Here is a 20,362-nt window from a genome sequence, read left to right on the forward strand (position 1 = left end):
GCATCCTCTGGCGATCACCCCAGTCCCAACGCATCGCGTAGCGCCACGATGTGCGCGCGGCCAACAACCAGCTCGCTACCGTCGCTCAGCACCAGCCAGTAGCGGCTGCCGGAACCGGCATGCAACGTACGCACGTGCCGCAGGTTGACCAGGTGCGAGCGATGGCAGCGCACGAAATCCTGAGGCAGTACTGAGGCCAGTGCAGTCAGGGATTTGTCATGCAGTTCGCTGCGGCCATCGCGCATGCGCACCTGGCTGTAGTCGCCATCTGCCGCGATCCACATCACTTCCGAGAGCTCGACGGTTGCCGTTCCCTGCGCACGCCAGATGCCCAGGTAGCGCGCCCGGCCTGAACGCATACCGCCGGTATCGAACAAGCGTTCCAGCGCCTGACCAAGGCGTTCGCGCGAAAAGGGCTTGGGAACGAAGTCGAGCACGCCGTGTTCAAATGCCTGCAGCGCACGATCACGGTGGGCCGACACCACTACGCACTGGTAGCGGCCGGCTACCGCACGCCGCAGCAGTTCGAAACCGTCCTCGCCCCCAAGGTTGAGGTCCAGCAGCAGGCCGTCGTAGACATTGCGCTGCAGGCGGTCGCCGGCTGCCTCCAGATCGGCCACGGCATCGAAGCGTGCGCGCGTTCCTGCCAGCTCGGCGCACAGCCGCTGCAGGCGTTGGCGTATCAGCGGTTCGTCTTCAACGATCAGGATGCGCATGTCAGTTCGATCCGTCCGCACCATTGGTTGCCGTCGATGCCTTGCACGAAGCTCCATCCGCCGGGGCTGGCGGCCGCCAGACTGGCTTCGATGTAGCGCGTGCCCGTGCCGCGACCGCGATGCGAGGACGAGCCGTGCGCGCTGTGCAGTTCCAGCACCCAGCGTCCACCGCCGCGCTGCACGCGCAGACGGAACGGGTGCTGCGCGCATGCCAGCGCACCGGCATGCGTCAGCGCGTTTTCCACCTGTGCATGCAGGATGCCGGGCGGCAGCATCAGCGGCGCATCCTCGCCATCCACGTCCAGCACCAGGGGCTGGCCCAGTGCCTGGCCAACGATGTCCAGGTGGCTGCGGCACAGGGCCAGCTCGTCCTGCAACGGAATGCTCTGCCGGCTGCTGCTGTCACGCAGCCGATCGAACTGATCGGCCAACGACTCCACCAGGCGGCTGGCACGTGAAGGTGCCTGCTCGATCAGTTCCTGCAGACTTGTGAGGGTGTTCATCAGCCAATGTGGCTGGATGCCTCGCTGCAACAGCTGCAATGAAAGCCGTGCGCGCTCTTCACGCAGCAACGCATTGTGCCGGTCCAGTGCCTGCAGCTGTGCCGCATGACGCAGCAGCAGGAACACCATCAGCACCGCCAGCAGCAGGAAGTACGGCCCATCAAGGAAAGCGCCGCGCGCGACCAGCAACGCCAGCAGGCCGGCCAGCAGCAGGACCAGGATCGGCCATCGATCCTCTGTGTCGCTGCGCGCACGCAACAGCAGCCACACTGAAGCGAGCAGGCTCAACAACAGCACCGTGGCCGAGCGGGTGTCAAAGCCAGGCAGGACGATGGCGAGCACCGCGATCACGGACAGATAGACGAAGCACCCGGCACGCGGAACCGCCACCTGGAATCGCCGCGCCAGATAGGCTGGCAGGAGCATGGCCGCGGCTACGTGCAATGCCAGCAGTGCAATCAGGCGCGGGACATGCCACGGGTAGTCATACCCCAGCAGGGAGCGCCACGCTTCCACTGCAGGCAACGCCAGTCCCACCACGCCCAGTGCCAGCAGAAGGCGAGCGCCGGGCGTGCGGGTCTGGCCACGCAGTACCGCCAGGAAATACAGGCTGGCTGCCGCCAGTGCGCCGATGGCAAAGGCCGCAACCAGCCATGGCAGGATGATCTGGCCATACAGCACAGCTGCGGGCGCGATCAGTGCCATCGCGTCGGCGCCATGCAGGGTGAAATGTTGTCGCTGGCTGGATGCAAGCACGACCAGCTCATCGGTGGCATTGCCAGAAGCGGGGGGAAGCACGTGGACAAGGTCGATGCGTCCTGGTTGTTCTTCTTCAGCGGTGCGGCCCACGACGCCATTGCTGATCCAGGGCGTGCCGTTCCAGTACAGCTGGCTGGCAGCGCGCAGCGACAGCCGCAACGTGCGGTCATGATCGTCGGTGCCGGTTGGCGCCGGCACCTGCCAGCGCAGCCAGTACGGGCCGCGCCACTGCGCCAGCTGCTGCTGATCCAGCGGACGCCAGGCCAGGTCCTGCGGCGGCCGCGCAGGCAGGGGGCTGGATGCCCCGGCGTCCGCAGGTGCCATCTGCGCCCCCTGCACGAACACCACGCCGGCGGGTGGCGTCGACACGACCAGCCATGCGGCCACCGCCGCAAGCAGCAGAGCAAGAACAGCCAGGGTACGTGGGATCTGCATGGCGGCCATCGTATCGGTTGCGTGGAGCCATTGGACCGCCTTTTGGAGACGTTCGGCAGGCGGGTGCCCCCACAGCCCTGTGATCGAGCCGATGCTGACCGCGCACGTCCCTCCTTTGGAGTCCACCATGAGCCGCAACGCCTGCACATCGTCCAGCAGTCTCCATCCTCGTCGCTCTGCCCTGGTCGCCACGGTGGCCACGTTCTGTCTGGCGCTCGCTGCGGCCATGCCGGCGCAGGCCACGCCTAGGGCATTGGTGTTCGAGCCGTACACGCTGCAGACCAAAGCACATGGCGCCATCCCTGCAGAGATCGCCGTGCTGGAGGTGCCGCGCCGACACAGCGAGCCAGACGGACCGCGCATGGGGCTGAAGGTGGTACGCCTGCGTGCAACCGGTGGCAATGGCCGCAGCGCCCCCGTGGTTTATCTGGCCGGTGGCCCGGGTGGTTCCGGCATCGATACCGCGCGCGGCCCGCGCTGGCCGGTGTTCGACCAGGTCCGACGCGAAGCCGACGTGCTGCTGCTCGACCAGCGAGGTGCCGGTCTGTCTGAACCACCGCCGGAGTGTCCGCATGAAACCCGCTTCGACGATGGCCAACCACTGCAGCGCGATGCGGCCCTGGCCGCATTGCAGGCGACGGCTGCCAAGTGCGTGGAATTCTGGCGTCAGGCTGGCGTCGATCTGGGCGCCTATACGACCGCCGAGAGTGCCGATGACCTGGATGATCTGCGGCGCGCACTGGGTGTGCCCAGGATCAGCTTGTGGGGCATGAGCTACGGCACCCACCTGGCGCTTGCGACGGTGCGCCTGCACGGCAAAGATCTGGAACGCGTCGTGCTGATGGGCACCGAAGGCCCCGATGACACACTGAAGCTGCCGCTCAGCAGCGATGCGCTGCTACAGGAACTGACGCCACTGGCCCGCAGGGACGGCTTCGATGATCTGGCCGGATCGGCAAAGCGCGTGCTGCAGGCATTGCGTGAGCAGCCGCGACAGGGTCGCAGCCGCATGCATGACGGTCGCCAGGTGACCATCGGTGAATTCGATGCGCAGATCCTGATTGCCAATACTCTTGGCCAGCGGCATACCCAGCAGTGGCTGCCGTTGATACTCCGCGAGGCCGAGCGCGGCAACTACGACCCGCTGGCCGATCTGGTGCTGATCGTGCGCGCACAGTTCGCCCAGTACCCGGCGATGGGGCTGGCCATGGACGTTGCTTCCGGGCAGAGCCCGCAGCGCCTGGCGCGGGTGGAGGCGCAGGCACGCGAAAGCCTGTTCGGCGACGCCCTGAACTTCCCGTTCCCCGCCATCGGCAACGGCCTGGGCCTGGCCGATCTGGGCGAATCCTTCCGCGGGCCGCTGCGCAGCGACGTGCCGGTGCTGTTCATCAGCGGCACGCTGGATGGGCGCACGCCACCGGCCAATGCAGATGCGCTGCGTCCAGGCTTCAGCCATGGCCGCTCGCTGCTGGTGCGCAACGCCAGCCATCACCACGAGCTGTGGACCGGCAATCCTGCCATTGCCCGCAGCATCGTCGACTTCCTGGCCGGTCGCATCGTGAACGATGCCGAGCTGGACGTACCGCCGCCGGTGTTCGCCACCAGCAACAGTGGCCTGCTGGGCAGTGGCGGACGCTGAAGGGAGAGCGTGGTGCCGGGCACCCGGCGCGTCCGGCACCGTGCTGTTTCCTCTACATTGGGGCAATGAAAGACATCATTGCCCCCCTGAACCGCACGAGCCTGGGCCTTGTTGCGCTGGCCGTGCTCGCCGGCTGCTCCACCACCGCTCCCCGCACCGGAACCGCAGTGCCGACGCCGGTCACGCCGCCCGCGGCCACCTATGCCAAGGCCGCATGGAGTGCACTGCCACCGGTCTCCGACAGCGACCTGCAGGCCGGTTTCGTCGCCTGGCGCAGCAGCTGCACCCGCCTGAAGAACGATGCGGTCTGGGCCAAACCCTGCGCCACCGCCGCGACGGTTTCGGACAAGGACCCCGCGGCGATCCGCCAGTTCCTGCAGCGCGATCTGGATGTCTATGCATTGCGTGCCGGCGGCCACCAGGCCGACGGGCTGATTACCGGCTACTACGAGCCGATCTACCCCGGCAGCCTCACCCGCACGGCTGCTGCCACCGTACCGGTGTACGGCACGCCCGATGATCTGGTGGTGGTGCAGCTGGACAGCCTCTACCCGGAACTGAAGGGCAAGCGCCTGCGCGGGCGCGTCGAGGGCAAGGTGCTCAAGCCCTATGACGACGCCGGCACCATCGCGTCCAAGGGCGCCAACGCCCCGGTGCTGGCCTGGCTGACCGACCCGATGGACCTGCAGCTGCTGCAGATCCAAGGCTCCGGCCGGGTGCGCCTGGCCGATGGCAAGCAGGTGCGGCTGGCCTACGCCGAGCAGAACGGCCACCCCTACCGCGCGATCGGTCGCTGGCTGGTCGACCAGGGCCAGCTGAAGAAGGAAGACGTCACCATGGATGCGATCCGCGCCTGGGCCCGGGCCAATCCCGCGCGCGTGCCGGAACTGCTGCGCAGCAACCCCAGCTACGTGTTCTTCGTGCGCAACCCGGACAGCCCGGAAGGCCCGCGTGGTTCACTGAACGTGCCGCTCACCGCCGGCTACAGCGTCGCAGTGGATCGCACCGTGGTGCCGCTGGGTAGCCTGCTGTGGCTGTCCACCACGCGCCCGGACGGCACCCCGGTGGTGCGCCCGGTGGCCGCGCAGGACACCGGCGGCGCCATTGCCGGCGAAGTGCGCGCGGACCTGTACTGGGGCAGTGGCGATGCCGCCGGCAAGCTGGCCGGCGACATGAAGCAGAAGGGCAACATCTGGATGCTGTGGCCGAAGGGCGTGGCGCTGCCGAACTGAACCGGCAGGGGTCGGATCCCTTTCCGCAGGAAAGGGTTCTGACCCCGGATGCCTGATAATGGCGCCATTCCGAACTCTCCGGCCGCGCCTGCGGCCAGGACCCCTGCAATGAAGAACATCAAGAACAACAACGCAAAGAAGTACTACAAGCACTGGGCCGAATCGGGCCTGGGCAAGGGCAACGTGCTGATGGAAGCCCGTGGCGAGAAGATCGTGCGCCAGGTGGAGATCTACGGCACCAAGATGGTCTGGGCCGACGAGCATGCCCACAGCGATGACCGCTTCCTGCTGGCCGACCAGCCGGTGTCGTTCCTGGATTTCGACGAAGACGACGAGATCAGCGCGCGCGAATTCGAAAGCGCCTGGAAGAAGGCCCGGGAAGCCACCGGCTACCCGGTGTAACGCTGCCCGCCCGGGCTCGGGTCCCTTTCCGCAGGGAAAGGGCTCTGCCCCCGGGCCAAGGCTCGGGCAGCCGCGTTGTAGGGTTCGATCCGGGCAAGCACGTCGGCCAGCTTTTCCTTGGTCATCGCGGCATCGAAGTCGGCCTGCAGGCCGATCCAGAACTTGTCGGAAACGCCGAAGTAGCGGGACAGGCGCAGCCCGGTGTCCGCAGTGACTGCGCGATCACCGGAGACAATCTCGCCGATACGGCGTTGTGAGACGCCAATTGCCTTGGCCAGCCGGTATTGGGTGATGCCCAGAGGCTCCAGGAATTCATGCAACAGGATCTCGCCGGGAGCGGGGTAGGGGGCGGTTCGCATGGGGTGGATCGCTCAGAAGATTGACGCTGGGAGCAGTGTGGCAATCCCGTGTGCCTGCGGAAATTGGGTTATGCGACCACGTACGACGCATTCGGCCTGAGGGGTCAGGGCCCTTTCCTGACGGAAAGGGATCCGACCCCGGACCCGCGTTTTGCACTACATTGGTGCAATGTCCGACCTCGCACCCCCGCCGTCCCTCGATGCCCTGGGCACGCCGTTGGCCTGGGCCGGGGCCGATGGCTGCATTGCCGGCTGCAACCCGGCCTTCGCCCGCTGGCTGGGCGTCAGCGTCCGGCGCCTGCTGGGGCGGCCGCTGGCCGCACTGGAAGTGCAGGGCGAAGCACTGGCCCATTTCCTGGCTCGCGATGAGCGCGACAGCCTGCGCCTGAACCGGTTGGCGCTGGCGGTGCCCGGCGAGGCCCCGCGCTTCGCCGAGGGCTGGATGAGCCGCCGCGACGATGGCGGTTGGCTGCTGGAGGCGCATCCGGTCGATGAATTCCCCGGGCTCGACCCGACCCAGGCCCTGCCCAGTGCGCTCAGTGCGGCGCTGAAGGGACTGGCCCACGAGTTGCGCAACCCACTGGCCGGGCTGAAGGGCGCGGCCCAGCTGCTGGCCCGCCGCGCGGCCCAGCGCGATGCCAGCGAACGTGAGCTGATCGAATTGATCGGGTCCGAGATCGAGCGCCTCAACGGCCTGCTCGACCAGCTGCTGTCGCCGGCCCCGGCCGCACCGCATGCCGAACTGAACATCCATGCCGCGCTGGAGCGCGTGCTGCGCCTGGCCGAGAACGAGGCCGGCTGGGCGGTACGCCTGCAGCGCGACTACGACCCCAGCATTCCCGAATTCCACGGCGACGCCGACCGCCTCACCCAGGCGGTGTGGAACCTGGTGCGCAACGCGATCCAGGCCGGTGCCGGCAACATCACCCTGCGCACCCGCGTGGAGCATGGCGTGCGCATCGCCGAGCAGCTGCACACGCTGGCGCTGCGCCTGGAGATCGCCGACGACGGCCGTGGCGTGCCCGAGGAACTGGCCGAGCACCTGTTCCTGCCCCTGGTCAGTGGCCGAGCCGAAGGCACTGGCTTGGGCCTGGCGCTGGCCCAGCAGGTCGCACGCGAACATCGCGGCACACTGACCTACCGCTCGCGCCCGGGCCATACCGTGTTCACCCTGCTGCTGCCGATCGGCAACGGCGCCGCCCCGGCCGAGGAGGCCCCACGCGATGTCTGAGTCCTCTTCGTCCCCGCAGCGCATCTGGGTGGTCGATGACGATCGGGCCGTGCGTTTCGTGCTGTGCACCGCGCTGCGCGAGGCGGGCTACCAGGTCGTCGATTTCGACAGCGCCGCCCCCGCCCTGCAGGCGTTGAGCGAAGGCCCGCCGCCGGCGCTGCTGTTCACCGATGTGCGCATGCCGGGTGACGATGGCCTGGTGCTGTTGGACAAGCTCAAGGCCGCGCTGCCGCAGCTGCCGGTGGTGGTGATGTCGGCCTACACCGACGTGGCCAGCACGGCCGGTGCGTTCCGCGGTGGCGCGCATGAATTCCTGTCCAAGCCGTTCGATCTGGACGACGCCGTGGCGCTGGCGCAGCGTGTGCTGCCGGCCGTTGCACCGGCACTGGCGGCGCCCACACCTGCGGCGGAAGCGCATGGCGACCAGCCACCGCAACTGGTGGGCGATACCCCGCCGATGCGCGCGCTGTTCCGTGCCATCGGCCGCCTGGCGCAGGCGCCGCTGGCGGTGCTGATCACCGGCGAAACCGGCACCGGCAAGGAGCTGGTGGCCAATGCGCTGCATCGCGAATCGCCGCGCGCGCAGGGGCCGTTCGTCGCGCTCAATACTGCTGCAATCCCGTCCGAGCTGCTGGAAAGCGAGTTGTTCGGCCACGAAGCCGGCGCCTTCACCGGTGCCCAGCGCCGCCATATCGGTCGCTTCGAGCAGGCCAACGGCGGCACCCTGTTCCTGGATGAGATCGGCGACATGCCGTTGCCGCTGCAGACCCGCCTGCTGCGCGTGCTGGCACAGGGCGAGTTCTTCCGCGTCGGTGGCCGCGAGTTGATCCGCGTCGACGTGCGGGTGATTGCCGCCACCCACCAGGATCTGGAAGGACTGGTCGCGCAGGGGAAGTTCCGTGCCGATCTGCTGCATCGCCTGGACGTGGTGCGCCTGCAGCTGCCGCCGCTGCGCGAGCGTCGCGAGGACATCGCACAACTGGCAAGTACGTTCCTGGGCGCCGCCGCACGCAAGCTGGATACGCCGCCGAAGCGCCTGACCGCTGCCGCACTGCAGGCGCTGCGCGAACACGACTGGCCGGGCAACGTGCGCGAACTGGAAAACGTGTGCTGGCGGATGGCGGCGCTGGCCGCCGCTGACACCATTGGCGTGGCCGACGTCGATACCGCGCTCAACCGTACGCGCGGTCGTCGCAGCAGCACCACCAACGCCGATCCGGGGCAGTGGGAGGCGCTGCTGGCCGAATGGGCACGCCGTCAGCTGGCCGAAGGCGTGGAAGGGCTGCACGCGCAGGTGCGTGAGCGGGTCGACCATGCCCTGCTGGAGGCCGCGCTGCAGATCACCCATGGCCGCCGTGCCGAAGCCGCGGCCCGCCTGGGCCTTGGCCGCAATACCCTTACCCGCAAGCTGGGCGCCGGGCGCCGTCGCGGGGGCCATTGAACGGTCCCTGCACGCGATCCTCGCGCCCGCTTGCCGAACCGTTGATCGTTCATGGACGATGCCGTCCGTAGTGTCACCTGCAAGGAGTCTTCGATGCGTCTGTCCTTTGCCATCCTGCCGTTGTCCGCCGCCGTGCTGCTGTCTGCCTGTGGCAGCGCACCGAAGAAGGCCGAACCCACCCCGCCACCGCCGACCGTGGTCAGCGCCGCCAAGCAGGCCGAGGCCAATCTGTCGCCGGCCTCGGCCAGCATCGTCAGTGGCCGCATCGCGCTGATGGTGGAGCCCGGTGGCATCCACATCACCGGGCTGATCGGTGGCCTGCAGCCGATGCAGCAGGCCGGTTTCCACATCCACGAGCGCGGTGACTGCAGCGCGGTGGATGCCAGCAGTGCCGGCAATCACTTCAATCCCGGTGGCGCTGCGCATGGCCGCGCCGGCACCGGCAAGCACCACCTGGGCGACATGGACAATCTGCGTGCCGACGCCCAGGGCCGCGCCAACGTCGATATCCACCTCAAGGGCGTTACCCTTGGCGGAGGCGCCGCCACCGATATCGCCGGACGTGCACTGGTCGTGCATGCCAACGCCGACGACTATCGCAGCCAGCCCGCCGGCAATGCCGGCGTCCGCATCGCCTGTGGCGTGATCCGGGTTGTCCGCTGATCACTGCAGGCATCATCCAGGGAGAGATTCCATGCGTTTGATCCACACTTCGCTGTTCGCAGCCATTGCTGCACTGGGCCTGGCGGCCTGCAACCAGCAGCCGGCCGCGCCGCAGGCTGAAACCGCGCCGGCCGCTCCGGCCGACGGCGCCACCGCCGAACCGGCCGCAGCACCTGCACCGGCTGCCGATGCCTCGGCCACGGCCGAGCTGGCGCCGACCCAGGGCAATGAGACCAAGGGCAGCGTCACCTTCAAGGTGGTTGACGGCAAGGTCCACGTGACCGGCCAGATCAGCGGCCTGAAGCCGGGCAGCGAGCACGGCTTCCACATCCACGAGAAGGGCGACTGCAGCGCGCCGGACGGCATGAGCGCCGGTGGCCACTTCAACCCGGGCAAGCAGGATCACGGCAGCGTGTCCGCCGATCCGCACCACGGTGGCGACATGCCCAACATCAAGGCCGACGACAAGGGCGTGGCCACCATCGACGGCCCGGTGTCGAGCAACGTCAACATCGGCAAGGGCGATGACTTCGACATCATCGGCCGCGGCCTGATCGTCCATGCCGATGCGGATGACTACAAGACCCAGCCGACCGGCAACGCCGGTGCGCGCCTGGCCTGCGCAGTGATCCAGAAGGCGCAGTAAGCCATCAGAAAACGCCGGCGCAAGCCGGCGTTTTTTCTTTATCGGTAGTGCCGGCCGCTGGCCGGCAATCGCAGATCCGGAGGTCGCCGGCCAGCGGCCGGCACTACCAACACCCGCATCAGCGCGCCAGCAACTCGCGCGCGTCCTGACCGGCCTCGCAGTGCACGAACAGCACCGGCACGCCGTGCGCTTCCAGCACCGCGGCCATCTGCCGCTGGCGCATCAGGAACTGCTCGTAGATGCCCTTCAGGCGGTCGCAGTCGTTCTTGCCGTGGTTGTAGTGCGCGCACCAGCCGGCCGGATCGAACAGCGCCATGCGTGCCTCGCCATGGGTATAGCGCAGCAGCGGCTCCGGCGCGGCATTGAGCCACTCGTCCTCGCCCGGCGCCATGATCGCGGTCTCGATCAGCGGCCACAGCGCGGCCAGGCCCTGGTTGTCGTACTGCATCGACATCATCGCGGCCAGATCATTCACGGTGAAATAGCGCGCATGCTCGATGCGGGCACCGAAGGTGTTCTGCGCCATCAACGCGGTGTCGGCATGCGCCATGCCGTTGGCCAGCAGCGTGTCTTCCAGCGCCTCGGCCACTGCATTGGTCGTCGCCACGTCGCTGCCGGTCAGCAGGAACGGCACCACGCGCAGGCCACCGCCCACCAGGCTGGCATCGGCCTGGAACGGCAGCGGCACATCACCAGTGGCGTCGGTACCGAAGGCCAGCAGGCGCGGGCCCTGGTTACGGCCCGGCGCACGCATCTGCAGTTCTTCCAGGCGGCGATGGATCGGCCAGCCCGGACGCAGTACTTCGGCCGGGTCGAAATGGGCGGCGGCGAACACCAGGTCCAGCTCGGCCACCTGCGGCACCAGCTTGGACAGGTCGCGGCCGACGCGATCGGCCAGTTCACCGGCCTGTTCGGCGCTGAGCACCGCCTGGCGGGGGATTTCGCCGCCGGCCAGTTCCAGGGCCAGCACGCCAAGGGCATTCATCGCGGGGTCGGGTTTGCTCATGGTTCCACGGTTGGCCCATCACAGGGCGGCAGCTACACTTGGCTCCATTATGCCTGCTCCGTCGTGCAGGCCATGTTGCAGACACCCTCATCCATGCCAGGTATCTCCATGCCCAACGCTCGTCCCGTCGCCATCCTCGGTGGCGTCCGCATTCCGTTCTGCCGCCAGAACACCGCGTATTCGGATGTCGGCAACCTCGGCATGTCGGTCCGTACGCTGGGCGCGCTGGTTGAACGTTTCGGCCTGCATGGCCAGCAGCTGGGTGAAGTGGCGATGGGTGCGGTGATCAAGCACTCCAGCGACTGGAACCTGGGCCGCGAAGCCACGCTGTCCTCCGGCCTGTCGCCCTTGACCCCGGGCATCACCCTGCAGCGCGCCTGCGGCACTTCGCTGGACAGCATCATCACGGTTGCCAACAAGATCGCGCTGGGCCAGATCGAATCGGGTATCGGTGGCGGTTCGGATACCACCTCCGACGTGCCGATCGTCTACGGCAAGAAGCTGCGCGCGCGCCTGCTGGCCGCCAACCGTGCCAAGAGCACTGGCGACAAGATCCGCGCGCTGACCGCTGGCTTCAAGTTCTCCGAGCTCAAGCCCGAGTTCCCGGGCGTGGCCGAGCCGCGCACCGGCAAGAGCATGGGCGACCACTGCGAGGACATGGCCAAGGAATGGAACATCTCGCGTGACTCGCAGGACGAGTGGGCGGTGTCGTCGCACAAGAAGCTGGCTGCCGCCTATGAGCGCGGTTTCTTCAACGACCTGATCGCACCGTTCCGTGGTGTCGAGCGTGACAACATCCTGCGCCCGGATACTTCGCTGGAGAAGCTGGCCACGCTGAAGCCGGCGTTCGACAAGGTTTCCGGCCGCGGCACGCTCACCGCCGCCAACTCCACGCCGCTGACCGACGGCGCCGCCGCCGTGCTGCTGGCCAGCGAAGAGTGGGCGCGTGCCCACGGCCATGAGCCGCAGGCCTATCTGCGTGACGCGCACGTCTCGGCGGTGGACTTCGTGCATGGCGAAGGCCTGCTGATGGCGCCGACCGTGGCCGTGCCGGAGATGCTCAAGCGCAACGGCCTGACCCTGCAGGACTTCGACATCTACGAGATCCACGAAGCTTTTGCCGCGCAGGTGCTGTGCACCCTGCGTGCGTGGGAGAGCGAGGATTACTGCCGCAATCGCCTGGGCCTGGATGCACCGCTGGGTCGCATCGACCCGGACAAGATCAACTTGCTGGGCTCGTCGCTGGCCACTGGCCACCCGTTCGCGGCGACTGGCGCACGCGTCATCGCCACCGCAGCCAAGCAGCTGGCCGAACGCGGCGGTGGCCGCGCGCTGGTGTCGATCTGCACCGCCGGCGGCATGGGCGTAGTGGCGATCGTCGAGCGCTGATCGTTGCGACCGCGCGCCAACCAAGGTTGGCGACTACCGGGAATGCACGCTGGATCTGCTTTGGTAGATGCCGACCTTGGTCGGCCATGCGATGTCATCGTTCGGAAGATGTCAGAGCGCCAACCAAGGTTGGCGACTACCGGGTTCCATAGATGAAAACGCCGCCCATCGGGCGGCGTTTTTTCTTGCTCAAGTGGGTGCCGACCGTGGGTCGGCACGCTTCACGGCAACCGTGGATTGCCGAATTCGTCGCGCTCTTCGTTGGCGTCATACACCGGCGGCTGCACCGTAACCGGCTGCTCCTCCACCGTGGCACGCAGCGGCGCTTCGGTGCCGCGCACCAGTTCCACGCTGTCCTCGCCACGCTGCAGTCGCAGCGCATTGGCCAGGCACTGCGCGGCCAGCGCGTGCTCGCCACGCTGTGCGAACAGCTCACCCAGTGCCTCCCACGCCGGGGCACCGGCGCCCGCGGCGATGGCCTCGTGCAGGAACGCATCGGCGGCATCCCACTGCTGCTGGGCCAGGGCCACGCGGCCCTGTGCCAGGCGCAGCGCAGCCGAGCTGTCGTGCACGTTGCGCCAGCGCGCGAGGTTGGCCTGACGCGTGGCCAGGCGCTCGGCCGGCAGGCGGCCATACAGCGCCACCAGTTCGTCATCCCAACGCTGGTCCAGTGCCTGTTCCAACGCCAGCAGCGCCGGTTCGTCCCAGTTCAATGCAACCGCACGGCTGGCATACGCACCCACCACGTCCGGGGTTGGCCGCAGCGCCTTCGGCGTGGCTTCCCACTGCGCGGCCAGCGCATTGACGTCGGCTGCTTCCAGCAGCGCCTGTGCGGCCAGGCGTGCTTCCAGTTCGCTGTTGGCGTCGGCCGGCAGCACCTTGCTCTGGCGCAGTGCACCCAGCTGGCCATACGCCTCGTGGGCGCGGCCGGCCTGTGCCAGCGCTTCGGTACGCAGCCACAGGCCGCGCGGCGGCAGCGGCTGGATCGTCGCCACATCCAACGCGTTGATCGCATCCACCGGCAGATCGCGCGCCAGCAGCTGTTCGGCGCGCAGAAGCGCCTGCAGGGTGGCATCGCTCTCGCCCAGGCGCTGCAGCAGGGCTTCACCGGCGGGGCCGTCGGCACGTGCCTGCGCACTGCGCACGGCGTTGGCCAGCGCCACCGCGCTCACTTCCGGATCCTTGGCGGCACCGTCCAGCAGCTTTTCGGCACGCTGCCACTGACCGTGCTCATAGGCCTGCAGGCCGTCGATCAGGCGCACCCGGCCCTGCTTGCGGCGGTAGCGGCCCCAGGCGCGGAACGGTGCTGCGATCAGGCTCCACAGCAGCCACAGCACCAGCACCGCGATCACCGACAGCAGTGCCACCTTGGGCAGGTTGCTGTGGTAGTCGTAGCCGCCGTAGCGCAGGGTCACTTCGCCGAAGCGGTTGAGGTCATCGGCGCCGAGCCATTGCGCGGCCACCACGCCGATGGCCACGGCCAGCAACAGCACGACCAGGGATTGCAGGGGTTTCATGGGGGATTACCTCCGGTCGGTCTGGGTGCGCAGTTGCTGCAGGGTGCTGCCAAGAACGCTGTTGCTGGCCTGCAGCGGAAGCTCGCGCAAGGCCTTCAGTTCAGCACGTTGCGCGCGCAGGGCCGGTGAATCCGGCCAACGCCGCTGTGCCCAGTGTTCCACGCGCGCCAACGCGGTATCGCGACCGGTGCGGTCGCCACGTTCGATTGCGGCACGCGCCAGGGTCAGTTCCAGCTGCAGCGCATCGTCGGCATTGCGGCGTTCGGCGGCGGTCAGCGGGCCATTCTGGCGGCTAGGGGTGATATCCACGAACGGTGCCAGCGTGGCCTGCCACCAGGGCTTGCCGGCGCCGGGCGCGGTGCCACCCGTCACCTGCGAGGGCAGGCCCTGCAGGGCCTTGGCCAGGGCATCCAGGCGTTGCAGCGATTGCACGCGCGGGCCGGTGCCCAGCGCATCCAGTGCATCGCGTTCCTGTACCAGTGCCTGGCGCAGGTTCAGGCCGTCGCTGTCGGGCAGATCGGCCAGCGCGGTGGCGGCCTGTGCATACAGGCGGCGTGCGCCTTCCACGTCGTCGGCGTAGTTCAGGCGTTGCGCCGCCTGGGTCAGCAGCAGTTCGGCCTCATCGCGCTGTACCGCCTGACGGCCCTGGTTGGCGCTGTCGGCCAGCTTGGCCAGGTTCTCTTCCAGCAGCGCACTGCGCTGGGAAAGGCCCAGCATCTCGTCGCGCAGCACGCGGTTGGTGGTCGCCGCATCCTGCAGGCGCTGGCTGGTTGCGCGCTGGTCGCGGCGCAATGCATCCAGCGTCGCCTGCAGGCCCTGCAGTTGTACGGCCGTGGTCTGCGCCTGGGCTTCCTGTTCGTGCTGTTGCTGCTGCCAGACGTACCAGCCGGCATAGCCGCCCACGCCAAGCACGACCACCCCGGCCAGCGGCAGCAGCCAGCGCACGGGTCGACGGGGCGGGGAAACGGGCGGAGTCTCGTTCATGGGGCTTCCTTGTCGGCACCGTCGCCGGTCAGGTTCCGGCAGGCCGCGTTGTGCACAGCATCACTGTTGCCGACCACAGCGGCAAGCGTGACCCACGTCCCTGTTCAGTTCGCTGCCGGGACGGTGAGCGTGGCGTGTGCAGCCGCCACCAGCTGCGCGGTGGTGGGCCCGGCCGCGCGCACCACGCGCTGCAGCCCCAATGCGTGCGCCTGTTCGCCCAGCCGTTCGCTGGCCACGACGGCGGTGGCATGTGCCTGACAGCGTTGCTGCAATGCCGGCGGAAGCTGCTGCCAGAAATGCAGCAACGCCTCACCACTGCTGACCGCCAGCACCCACGGATACGCTGAATGCGCCAATCGAGCCAGCGTGCGTGGCGACAGGCGCAGCAGGCGACGCTGATAGACATCGGCGCGCTCGATGCTGCCGCCGGCCGCCTGCAGTTGCGCAGCAATCAGGCCGCGCCCGCCGGGGGCGGTCACCAGCCCGATGCGCAGGCCGCGTACGTCCGCCAGTACCGGCAGCGCCAGCAGGCCCTCGCTGTCCATCCGCTGCGGCGCATGCACCTCGGCGACACCCTGCGCCCGCAGCGCGCGCGCGGTGCCTTCGCCCACGGTCAGCCACGGGCTGCGTTGTGCCTCGGCCAGTGGCAACAGGGTGGCGGCTGCGGTAACGGCGGCCGGGCTGGTGAACACCACCCGATCGCAGTTCAGCGCGCGTTGCAGCTGGTGCACCACTGGCGTGCCGTTCAGGCGCTGCAGGCGCCAGGGTGGCAGGGCCAGCACATGCCCGCCCAGCCCAGCAACGGCGCGGCGCAGCGCGGAATTCTGGCCCTGCGGTCGCAGCGAAATGAAGGTCCAGCCCGGCTCGGAACCGGCGGCGCCAGTGGGTATCGTATGGTCGGCCATTGCCTGCATTATGCGGGCCCTTCGTTGTCGTGGTCCCTGCTCCGATGTCCGTTGATGCTCTGACTTCCTCGCTGGCCGCCCTGCAGGACGTGCTTGACTGCATGCCGGCGGTCCGCGCCATGCAGATCCAGCTCGACGGCTATGCCGATGGCGTGCTGCGCATCACCGCGCCGCTGGCCGCCAACGTCAACGACAAGGGCAACGCCTTCGGTGGCAGCCTGGCCTCGGTGCTGACCCTGTCCGGCTGGGCGCTGGTCAGCCTGCGCCTGCGCCTGGCCGGCCACGATGCCGAGGTCTACGTGGCCGACAGCAACCTGCGCTACCTGGCACCGGTCTACGAAGACCTGCACGCCCATGCCGAAGCGGCCGAGGCCACTGGCTGGGATGCCTTCCTGAACACCTTCCGCCAGCGCCGCAAGGCCCGCATCAGCATCATCGCCACCCAGCCCGGTGCCGATGGCAAGCCCGCCGCCGAGTTCAGCGGTCGCTTCGTTGCCTTCGCCAAAGGGTAGGATGGCAGGCTGACGTTCTGGGGAAACCACCGATGCGCCGCCTCATCCAGTTCCTGATGTGTTCCCTGCTGCTGGCCAGCGCCGTGGCTTCGGCCGACGACCTGAGCCGCAAGCAGCGCAAGCTGCTGGAAGAGACCCAGATCGCCTACGGCGCCACCATCCGCTGGGGCAGCATGGACGATGCCATCGGCTATCTGGACCCCAAGCTGCGCAAGGAAAAGCCGCCCACCGAGTTCGAGCTCAACCGCTACGCGCAGCTGCGCGTGTCGTCCTACCGCGAGCGCAGCAGCGCCGCGCTGGAAGGCGGCCTGGTCGAGCGCCGGGTCGAAATCGGGGTGATCAACCAGAACACCCAGGCCGAACGCACCGTGGTGGTGGTCGAGCGCTGGCGCTGGGATCCGGAGGCCAAGCGCTGGTGGCAGACCGCCGGCCTGCCGGACCTGTGGAAGGGGCAGTGACGGGCCGCGTCCGGCTTGTGCGACAATCGGCGCCCGCTTAATCGACCCGTGACCTGAGTGAATTACGAAGAGTTGCTGGCCTTTGCAGGCCGAAACCCGATGCTGTCCGCGGCCCTGGTCGGCCTGACCGTGGCCATCATCGTCACCGAGATCCGCCGCCTGTTCCGGGGCTTCAAGGGCATCAAGCCCGTCGAACTGACCCAGCTGATCAACGCGGGTGGCACGGTGGTGGTCGACCTGTCGGCCAGCGGTGACTTCGAGAAGGGCCATATTGCCGGCAGCCGCAATGCCCAGGCCAGTGCCTTCGGCCCGGACAACAAGCTGGTGGCCAACGCCAAGCAGTCGCCGGTGGTGCTGGTGTGCCGCAGCGGCAACGCCTCGGAAACCGCCGCCAAGGCGCTGAAGAAGGCCGGCTTCGAAAAGGTCTACGTGCTCGACGGCGGCATTCCCGCCTGGCAGCAGGCCGAGCTGCCGCTGGTCAAGGGCCGCAACTGATTGCCGCAGGTGGCGGATCCGGCCTTGTATGGGCCTGATCCCGCCCCCATCGCAGTAGTTCGACCATCGTTTTCATTGCATTCACCTGGAGTTACTGGAAATGTCCGAAGAGATCACCAACGGCGCCGCTGCGCCGGTCGATGCCGCTACCGGCCCTGCTTTCACCGTCGAGAAGATCTACGTCAAGGACGTCTCCTTCGAGTCGCCGAACGCTCCGACCATCTTCAATGACCAGGTGCAGCCGGAACTGCAGCTCAACCTGAACCAGCAGGTGCAGCGCCTGGGCGAGAACGCCTTCGAAGTGGTGCTGGCCGTGACCCTGACCTGCCAGGCCGGTGAGCGCACCGCCTACGTGGCCGAAGTGAAGCAGGCCGGCGTGTTCGGCCTGGTCGGCCTGGACCCGCAGTCGATCGACGTGCTGCTCGGCACCCAGTGCCCGAACATCCTGTTCCCGTACGTGCGTCAGCTGATCAGCGACCTGATCCAGGCCGGCGGCTTCCCGCCGTTCTTCCTGCAGCCGATCAACTTCGAAGGCCTGTACGCAGAAACCCTGCGCCAGCGCCAGGAGCAGGGCGACGCACCGTCGCTGGCTGACTCCGAGCCGGCTGGCAACGCCTGATTCCTGCCGCGATGTCACGGATGAGCACTACCGCTGACAAGATCGCCGTGCTTGGCGCCGGTTCCTGGGGAACCGCGCTGGCCAGCCTGCTCGCACGGCACGGTCACCCGACCGTGCTGTGGGGGCGCGACGCTGCCGTGGTCGAGGCCATCGACCAGCGCCACGAGAACCCGCGCTACCTGCCGGGCATCCCGCTGCCGGACAGCCTGCGTGCCACCACCGACCTGGCGTCGGCAGTGGAGGGCGCCGCCTGGATCCTGGTGGTCACCCCGTCGCATGCCTTCGGTGAAACCGTGCGTGCGCTGGCGCCGCTGCGTCCGGCCGGTGCCGGCGTGGCCTGGGCCACCAAGGGCTTCGAACCTGGTTCGGGCCGCTTCCTGCATGAAGTGGCGCGCGAAGTGCTGGGTGAGGACGTGCCGCTGGCCGTCGTCACCGGTCCGTCGTTCGCCAAGGAAGTGACCCAGGGCCTGCCGACCGCGATCACCGTGCACGGCGACGTGCCCGAGTTCGCGCAGACGGTGGCCGAGGCAATGCATGGCCCGGCGTTCCGCGCCTACACCGGCGACGACATGGTCGGTGCCGAGCTGGGCGGCGCGATGAAGAACGTGCTGGCCGTGGCTACTGGTGTGGCCGACGGCATGCAGCTGGGCCTCAACGCCCGTGCCGGCCTGATCACCCGTGGCCTCAACGAGATGCTGCGCCTGGCCGCGGCGATCGGCGCCAAGCCGGAAACGCTGATGGGCCTGGCGGGCCTGGGCGATCTGGTGCTGACCTGCACCGGCGACCTGTCGCGCAACCGCCGCCTGGGCCTGGCCCTGGGCCGTGGCCAGACGCTGCAGGATGCCGTGCGCGAAATCGGCCAGGTGGTCGAGTCGGTGCAGACCGCCGACGAAGTGATGCGACAGGCACGCCGTCATGGCATCGACCTGCCGATCTCGGACCGCGTGCGTGCCGTGCTGCACGGCGAGCAGACGCCTGAGGAAGGCCTGCGCGCGCTGCTGGCGCGGGAACAGAAACCGGAGTATCCGGATACGCTGTTCAAGTGAATCGAAAAACCCCGGCTACGTGCCGGGGTTTTTTTATGTGTGCGCCCCATCCACGCATGGCGTGGATCTACTCCGGAATCCGCTTCTGGTAGCAGCCAACCTTGATTGGCGCCCGGTAGCGCCGGGCCATGCCCGGCGGAATCCATCACCGCGCCCGCGGCGGTGCGTTGCCGTTGTCCATGTCCGAGAAGATCAACCACGGCCCGTCGCCCACGCGCTTCAGCGTCAGCGTGAACTTGCCGGTGTCCCCCACGTTGTTGCCGTAGCGGTAGGCACCAATGATGTAGCCCGTGCTGCCCTCCACCGAGTACGCCAGCGCGCGCAGCCGCAACGGGCTGCCGCCCTGGCCGGCATACGCGACTTCGATCGCGCTGCGCCCACGCACCGGTAGCTGGTTGCTCTGCAGCACAAAACCATCCTCGGCGAACAGCGCAGCCAGTGCCCTGGCATCGCCCGTGCGCCAGGCCTGCTCGTAGTCGCGCAGTACGCGATCCAGTGTCGCGGGCAGGGCCGCATCGGGAAGCGGCTGTGCCGCCTTCGTGCTTTCGGCATCGTGGGCGATTGCCGGAATTGCCAGCAGCAGGGCACTGCAGAAAATCACGGCGAGTCGTGTGCGGCGCATGCGTCCAGGCCCTTGGGATGACAGGAAGTCGACGAACGCATCCTAGCGCGGCGCTGGTTAGAATCACGGAGGCGCCCGCGCAGCTGCATGCACCGCAGATCAGACAAGGACACGGAATGAAGATTCGAATCACAGGGATGGTACTGACGGTCGCACTGCTGGCCGCCTGCGGGCAGGCACCGGCACCCGATGCAGCACCAGCCGCACCGGCACCGGCCACCGAAGCACCGGCCGCCACGGCAACGGTGGTCGAGAAGGAACCGTCCATCGAAGACGGCGTAGACCCTTCGGTGTGGGACAACGAAGGCGAACCGGAAGACCCGAGCGCCGGCGGAGAACTCACCTGTGCGGACAACCCGCTGGCGACCCACTTCTTCACCCTGGTGGGCGGCAACACCGTGGACGACTGCGGCCGCAAGGACCCGAAGGTGCTGGCCGCGTTCAACGCCCTGATGAAGAACACAGCCGCGGCCGAATCTGCTGACAAGGAGATTCCGTCGCTGCGCGAACGCCTGTTGAGCGGGCCCAGCGGGCCCGGCGAGCTGGTGGTGCTGCAGGGCGAGCCATGGTGGTTCTACACCGCCTGCCAGGCCCACGACTGCCCCGGCACCGCGCTGGCGATGCTGTACTCGCCCGATCAGTCGAAGATGGTCGGCCGTCTTACCGCGCGCTGCAGAATCTGGTGGCTGGGTGAACCCAGCGACGAGCAGCGCGCGCTGATCGAGCGCGAGCAGCCGGTGGACAAAGCGATGCTGAAGGAAGAAGGCGAGTCCTGCGAGTAAT

General features: G+C 68.1%; 21 protein-coding genes and 1 pseudogene. 14 read left to right on the plus strand and 8 right to left on the minus strand.

The window, feature by feature from the left end; genetic code table 11:
* Nucleotides 1–14: 14 nt before the first annotated feature.
* Both ACX9OT_RS07530 and ACX9OT_RS07535 read right to left on the minus strand, forming a co-directional pair.
* Complete coding sequence (locus ACX9OT_RS07530) at nucleotides 15–716, minus strand: LytR/AlgR family response regulator transcription factor (RefSeq protein ID WP_049462229.1); 702 nt, start codon at nucleotides 714–716, stop codon at nucleotides 15–17.
* Nucleotides 704–2,413 carry a histidine kinase gene (locus tag ACX9OT_RS07535; RefSeq protein ID WP_049462241.1) on the minus strand — a complete coding sequence of 570 codons (1,710 nt, stop codon included), beginning with the start codon at nucleotides 2,411–2,413 and terminating at the stop codon, nucleotides 704–706. Before ACX9OT_RS07535 ends, ACX9OT_RS07530 begins: the two co-directional genes overlap by 13 nt.
* A gap of 127 nt (nucleotides 2,414–2,540) precedes the next feature.
* On the opposite strand from ACX9OT_RS07535, the gene ACX9OT_RS07540 reads away from it, so the two are divergent.
* The 3 genes from ACX9OT_RS07540 (at nucleotide 2,541) to ACX9OT_RS07550 (ending at nucleotide 5,686) form a co-directional block, all read left to right on the plus strand.
* The gene (locus ACX9OT_RS07540) at nucleotides 2,541–4,052 is read left to right on the plus strand and encodes an alpha/beta hydrolase (protein WP_049462228.1); all 1,512 of its coding nucleotides are present in this window, start codon (nucleotides 2,541–2,543) and stop codon (nucleotides 4,050–4,052) included.
* Nucleotides 4,053–4,117: 65 nt separating this feature from the next.
* Nucleotides 4,118–5,284 carry a murein transglycosylase A gene (mltA, locus tag ACX9OT_RS07545; RefSeq protein ID WP_049462227.1) on the plus strand — a complete coding sequence of 389 codons (1,167 nt, stop codon included), beginning with the start codon at nucleotides 4,118–4,120 and terminating at the stop codon, nucleotides 5,282–5,284.
* 108 nt (nucleotides 5,285–5,392) lie between these two features.
* On the plus strand, nucleotides 5,393–5,686 hold the full coding sequence (locus tag ACX9OT_RS07550) for a hypothetical protein (RefSeq protein WP_014035514.1): 294 nt from the start codon (nucleotides 5,393–5,395) through the stop codon (nucleotides 5,684–5,686).
* 83 nt (nucleotides 5,687–5,769) lie between these two features.
* On the opposite strand, the pseudogene ACX9OT_RS07555 reads toward ACX9OT_RS07550, so the two are convergent.
* Nucleotides 5,770–6,045, minus strand: a pseudogene (locus tag ACX9OT_RS07555) (HigA family addiction module antitoxin); the annotation flags it as partial.
* 169 nt (nucleotides 6,046–6,214) lie between these two features.
* Here ACX9OT_RS07555 and ACX9OT_RS07560 point away from each other — a divergent pair.
* From ACX9OT_RS07560 to ACX9OT_RS07575, 4 genes are all read left to right on the plus strand, one after another.
* The gene (locus ACX9OT_RS07560; RefSeq protein WP_049462239.1) at nucleotides 6,215–7,276 is read left to right on the plus strand and encodes a two-component system sensor histidine kinase NtrB; all 1,062 of its coding nucleotides are present in this window, start codon (nucleotides 6,215–6,217) and stop codon (nucleotides 7,274–7,276) included.
* The gene (gene ntrC / locus ACX9OT_RS07565; protein ID WP_049462225.1) at nucleotides 7,269–8,717 is read left to right on the plus strand and encodes a nitrogen regulation protein NR(I); all 1,449 of its coding nucleotides are present in this window, start codon (nucleotides 7,269–7,271) and stop codon (nucleotides 8,715–8,717) included. The genes ACX9OT_RS07560 and ntrC overlap by 8 nt, the downstream gene beginning before the upstream one ends.
* Nucleotides 8,718–8,810: 93 nt before the next feature.
* Complete coding sequence (locus ACX9OT_RS07570; RefSeq protein ID WP_014035519.1) at nucleotides 8,811–9,380, plus strand: superoxide dismutase family protein; 570 nt, start codon at nucleotides 8,811–8,813, stop codon at nucleotides 9,378–9,380.
* A 31-nt stretch (nucleotides 9,381–9,411) separates the two neighbouring features.
* Entirely contained in the window at nucleotides 9,412–10,026 is a 615-nt protein-coding gene (locus ACX9OT_RS07575) for a superoxide dismutase family protein (RefSeq protein WP_049462224.1), read from the plus strand.
* A gap of 118 nt (nucleotides 10,027–10,144) precedes the next feature.
* Here the strand turns inward: ACX9OT_RS07575 and ACX9OT_RS07580 are convergent, their stop codons facing one another.
* Nucleotides 10,145–11,032: a hypothetical protein gene (locus tag ACX9OT_RS07580; RefSeq protein WP_032130160.1), complete on the minus strand. Its 888-nt coding sequence runs from the start codon at nucleotides 11,030–11,032 to the stop codon at nucleotides 10,145–10,147.
* Nucleotides 11,033–11,125: 93 nt separating this feature from the next.
* On the opposite strand from ACX9OT_RS07580, the gene ACX9OT_RS07585 reads away from it, so the two are divergent.
* Entirely contained in the window at nucleotides 11,126–12,421 is a 1,296-nt protein-coding gene (locus ACX9OT_RS07585) for an acetyl-CoA C-acetyltransferase (protein ID WP_099551602.1), read from the plus strand.
* A 221-nt stretch (nucleotides 12,422–12,642) separates the two neighbouring features.
* On the opposite strand, the gene ACX9OT_RS07590 is transcribed toward ACX9OT_RS07585, so the two are convergent.
* From ACX9OT_RS07590 to ACX9OT_RS07600, 3 genes are all read right to left on the minus strand, one after another.
* On the minus strand, nucleotides 12,643–13,938 hold the full coding sequence (locus tag ACX9OT_RS07590) for a heme biosynthesis HemY N-terminal domain-containing protein (RefSeq protein WP_032130162.1): 1,296 nt from the start codon (nucleotides 13,936–13,938) through the stop codon (nucleotides 12,643–12,645).
* 6 nt (nucleotides 13,939–13,944) lie between these two features.
* On the minus strand, nucleotides 13,945–14,922 hold the full coding sequence (locus tag ACX9OT_RS07595; protein ID WP_049462222.1) for a uroporphyrinogen-III C-methyltransferase: 978 nt from the start codon (nucleotides 14,920–14,922) through the stop codon (nucleotides 13,945–13,947).
* Between the two features lie 104 nt (nucleotides 14,923–15,026).
* Nucleotides 15,027–15,836: a uroporphyrinogen-III synthase gene (locus ACX9OT_RS07600; protein WP_049462221.1), complete on the minus strand. Its 810-nt coding sequence runs from the start codon at nucleotides 15,834–15,836 to the stop codon at nucleotides 15,027–15,029.
* 35 nt (nucleotides 15,837–15,871) lie between these two features.
* Between ACX9OT_RS07600 and ACX9OT_RS07605 the strand changes: the two genes are divergently transcribed.
* The 5 genes from ACX9OT_RS07605 to ACX9OT_RS07625 all read left to right on the plus strand — a co-directional run bounded on the left by ACX9OT_RS07605 (nucleotide 15,872) and on the right by ACX9OT_RS07625 (nucleotide 18,957).
* The gene (locus ACX9OT_RS07605; protein ID WP_005407593.1) at nucleotides 15,872–16,339 is read left to right on the plus strand and encodes a YiiD C-terminal domain-containing protein; all 468 of its coding nucleotides are present in this window, start codon (nucleotides 15,872–15,874) and stop codon (nucleotides 16,337–16,339) included.
* Between the two features lie 32 nt (nucleotides 16,340–16,371).
* Nucleotides 16,372–16,797, plus strand: a complete 426-nt coding sequence (locus tag ACX9OT_RS07610; RefSeq protein ID WP_049462220.1) for a hypothetical protein — start codon at nucleotides 16,372–16,374, stop codon at nucleotides 16,795–16,797.
* A gap of 57 nt (nucleotides 16,798–16,854) precedes the next feature.
* Entirely contained in the window at nucleotides 16,855–17,292 is a 438-nt protein-coding gene (locus ACX9OT_RS07615; protein ID WP_049462219.1) for a rhodanese-like domain-containing protein, read from the plus strand.
* 100 nt (nucleotides 17,293–17,392) lie between these two features.
* Entirely contained in the window at nucleotides 17,393–17,911 is a 519-nt protein-coding gene (gene secB / locus ACX9OT_RS07620; RefSeq protein ID WP_005407596.1) for a protein-export chaperone SecB, read from the plus strand.
* 20 nt (nucleotides 17,912–17,931) lie between these two features.
* Entirely contained in the window at nucleotides 17,932–18,957 is a 1,026-nt protein-coding gene (locus tag ACX9OT_RS07625; RefSeq protein WP_005407597.1) for an NAD(P)H-dependent glycerol-3-phosphate dehydrogenase, read from the plus strand.
* A 145-nt stretch (nucleotides 18,958–19,102) separates the two neighbouring features.
* On the opposite strand, the gene ACX9OT_RS07630 is transcribed toward ACX9OT_RS07625, so the two are convergent.
* Nucleotides 19,103–19,579 (minus strand): YybH family protein, encoded by a 477-nt coding sequence (locus ACX9OT_RS07630; protein WP_049462218.1) that lies wholly within the window; start codon nucleotides 19,577–19,579, stop codon nucleotides 19,103–19,105.
* 116 nt (nucleotides 19,580–19,695) lie between these two features.
* On the opposite strand from ACX9OT_RS07630, the gene ACX9OT_RS07635 reads away from it, so the two are divergent.
* Nucleotides 19,696–20,361 (plus strand): Ivy family c-type lysozyme inhibitor, encoded by a 666-nt coding sequence (locus ACX9OT_RS07635; protein ID WP_049462217.1) that lies wholly within the window; start codon nucleotides 19,696–19,698, stop codon nucleotides 20,359–20,361.
* The last annotated feature ends 1 nt before the right edge of the window (nucleotide 20,362 follow it).

The organism is Stenotrophomonas genospecies 3, from assembly GCF_054473855.1.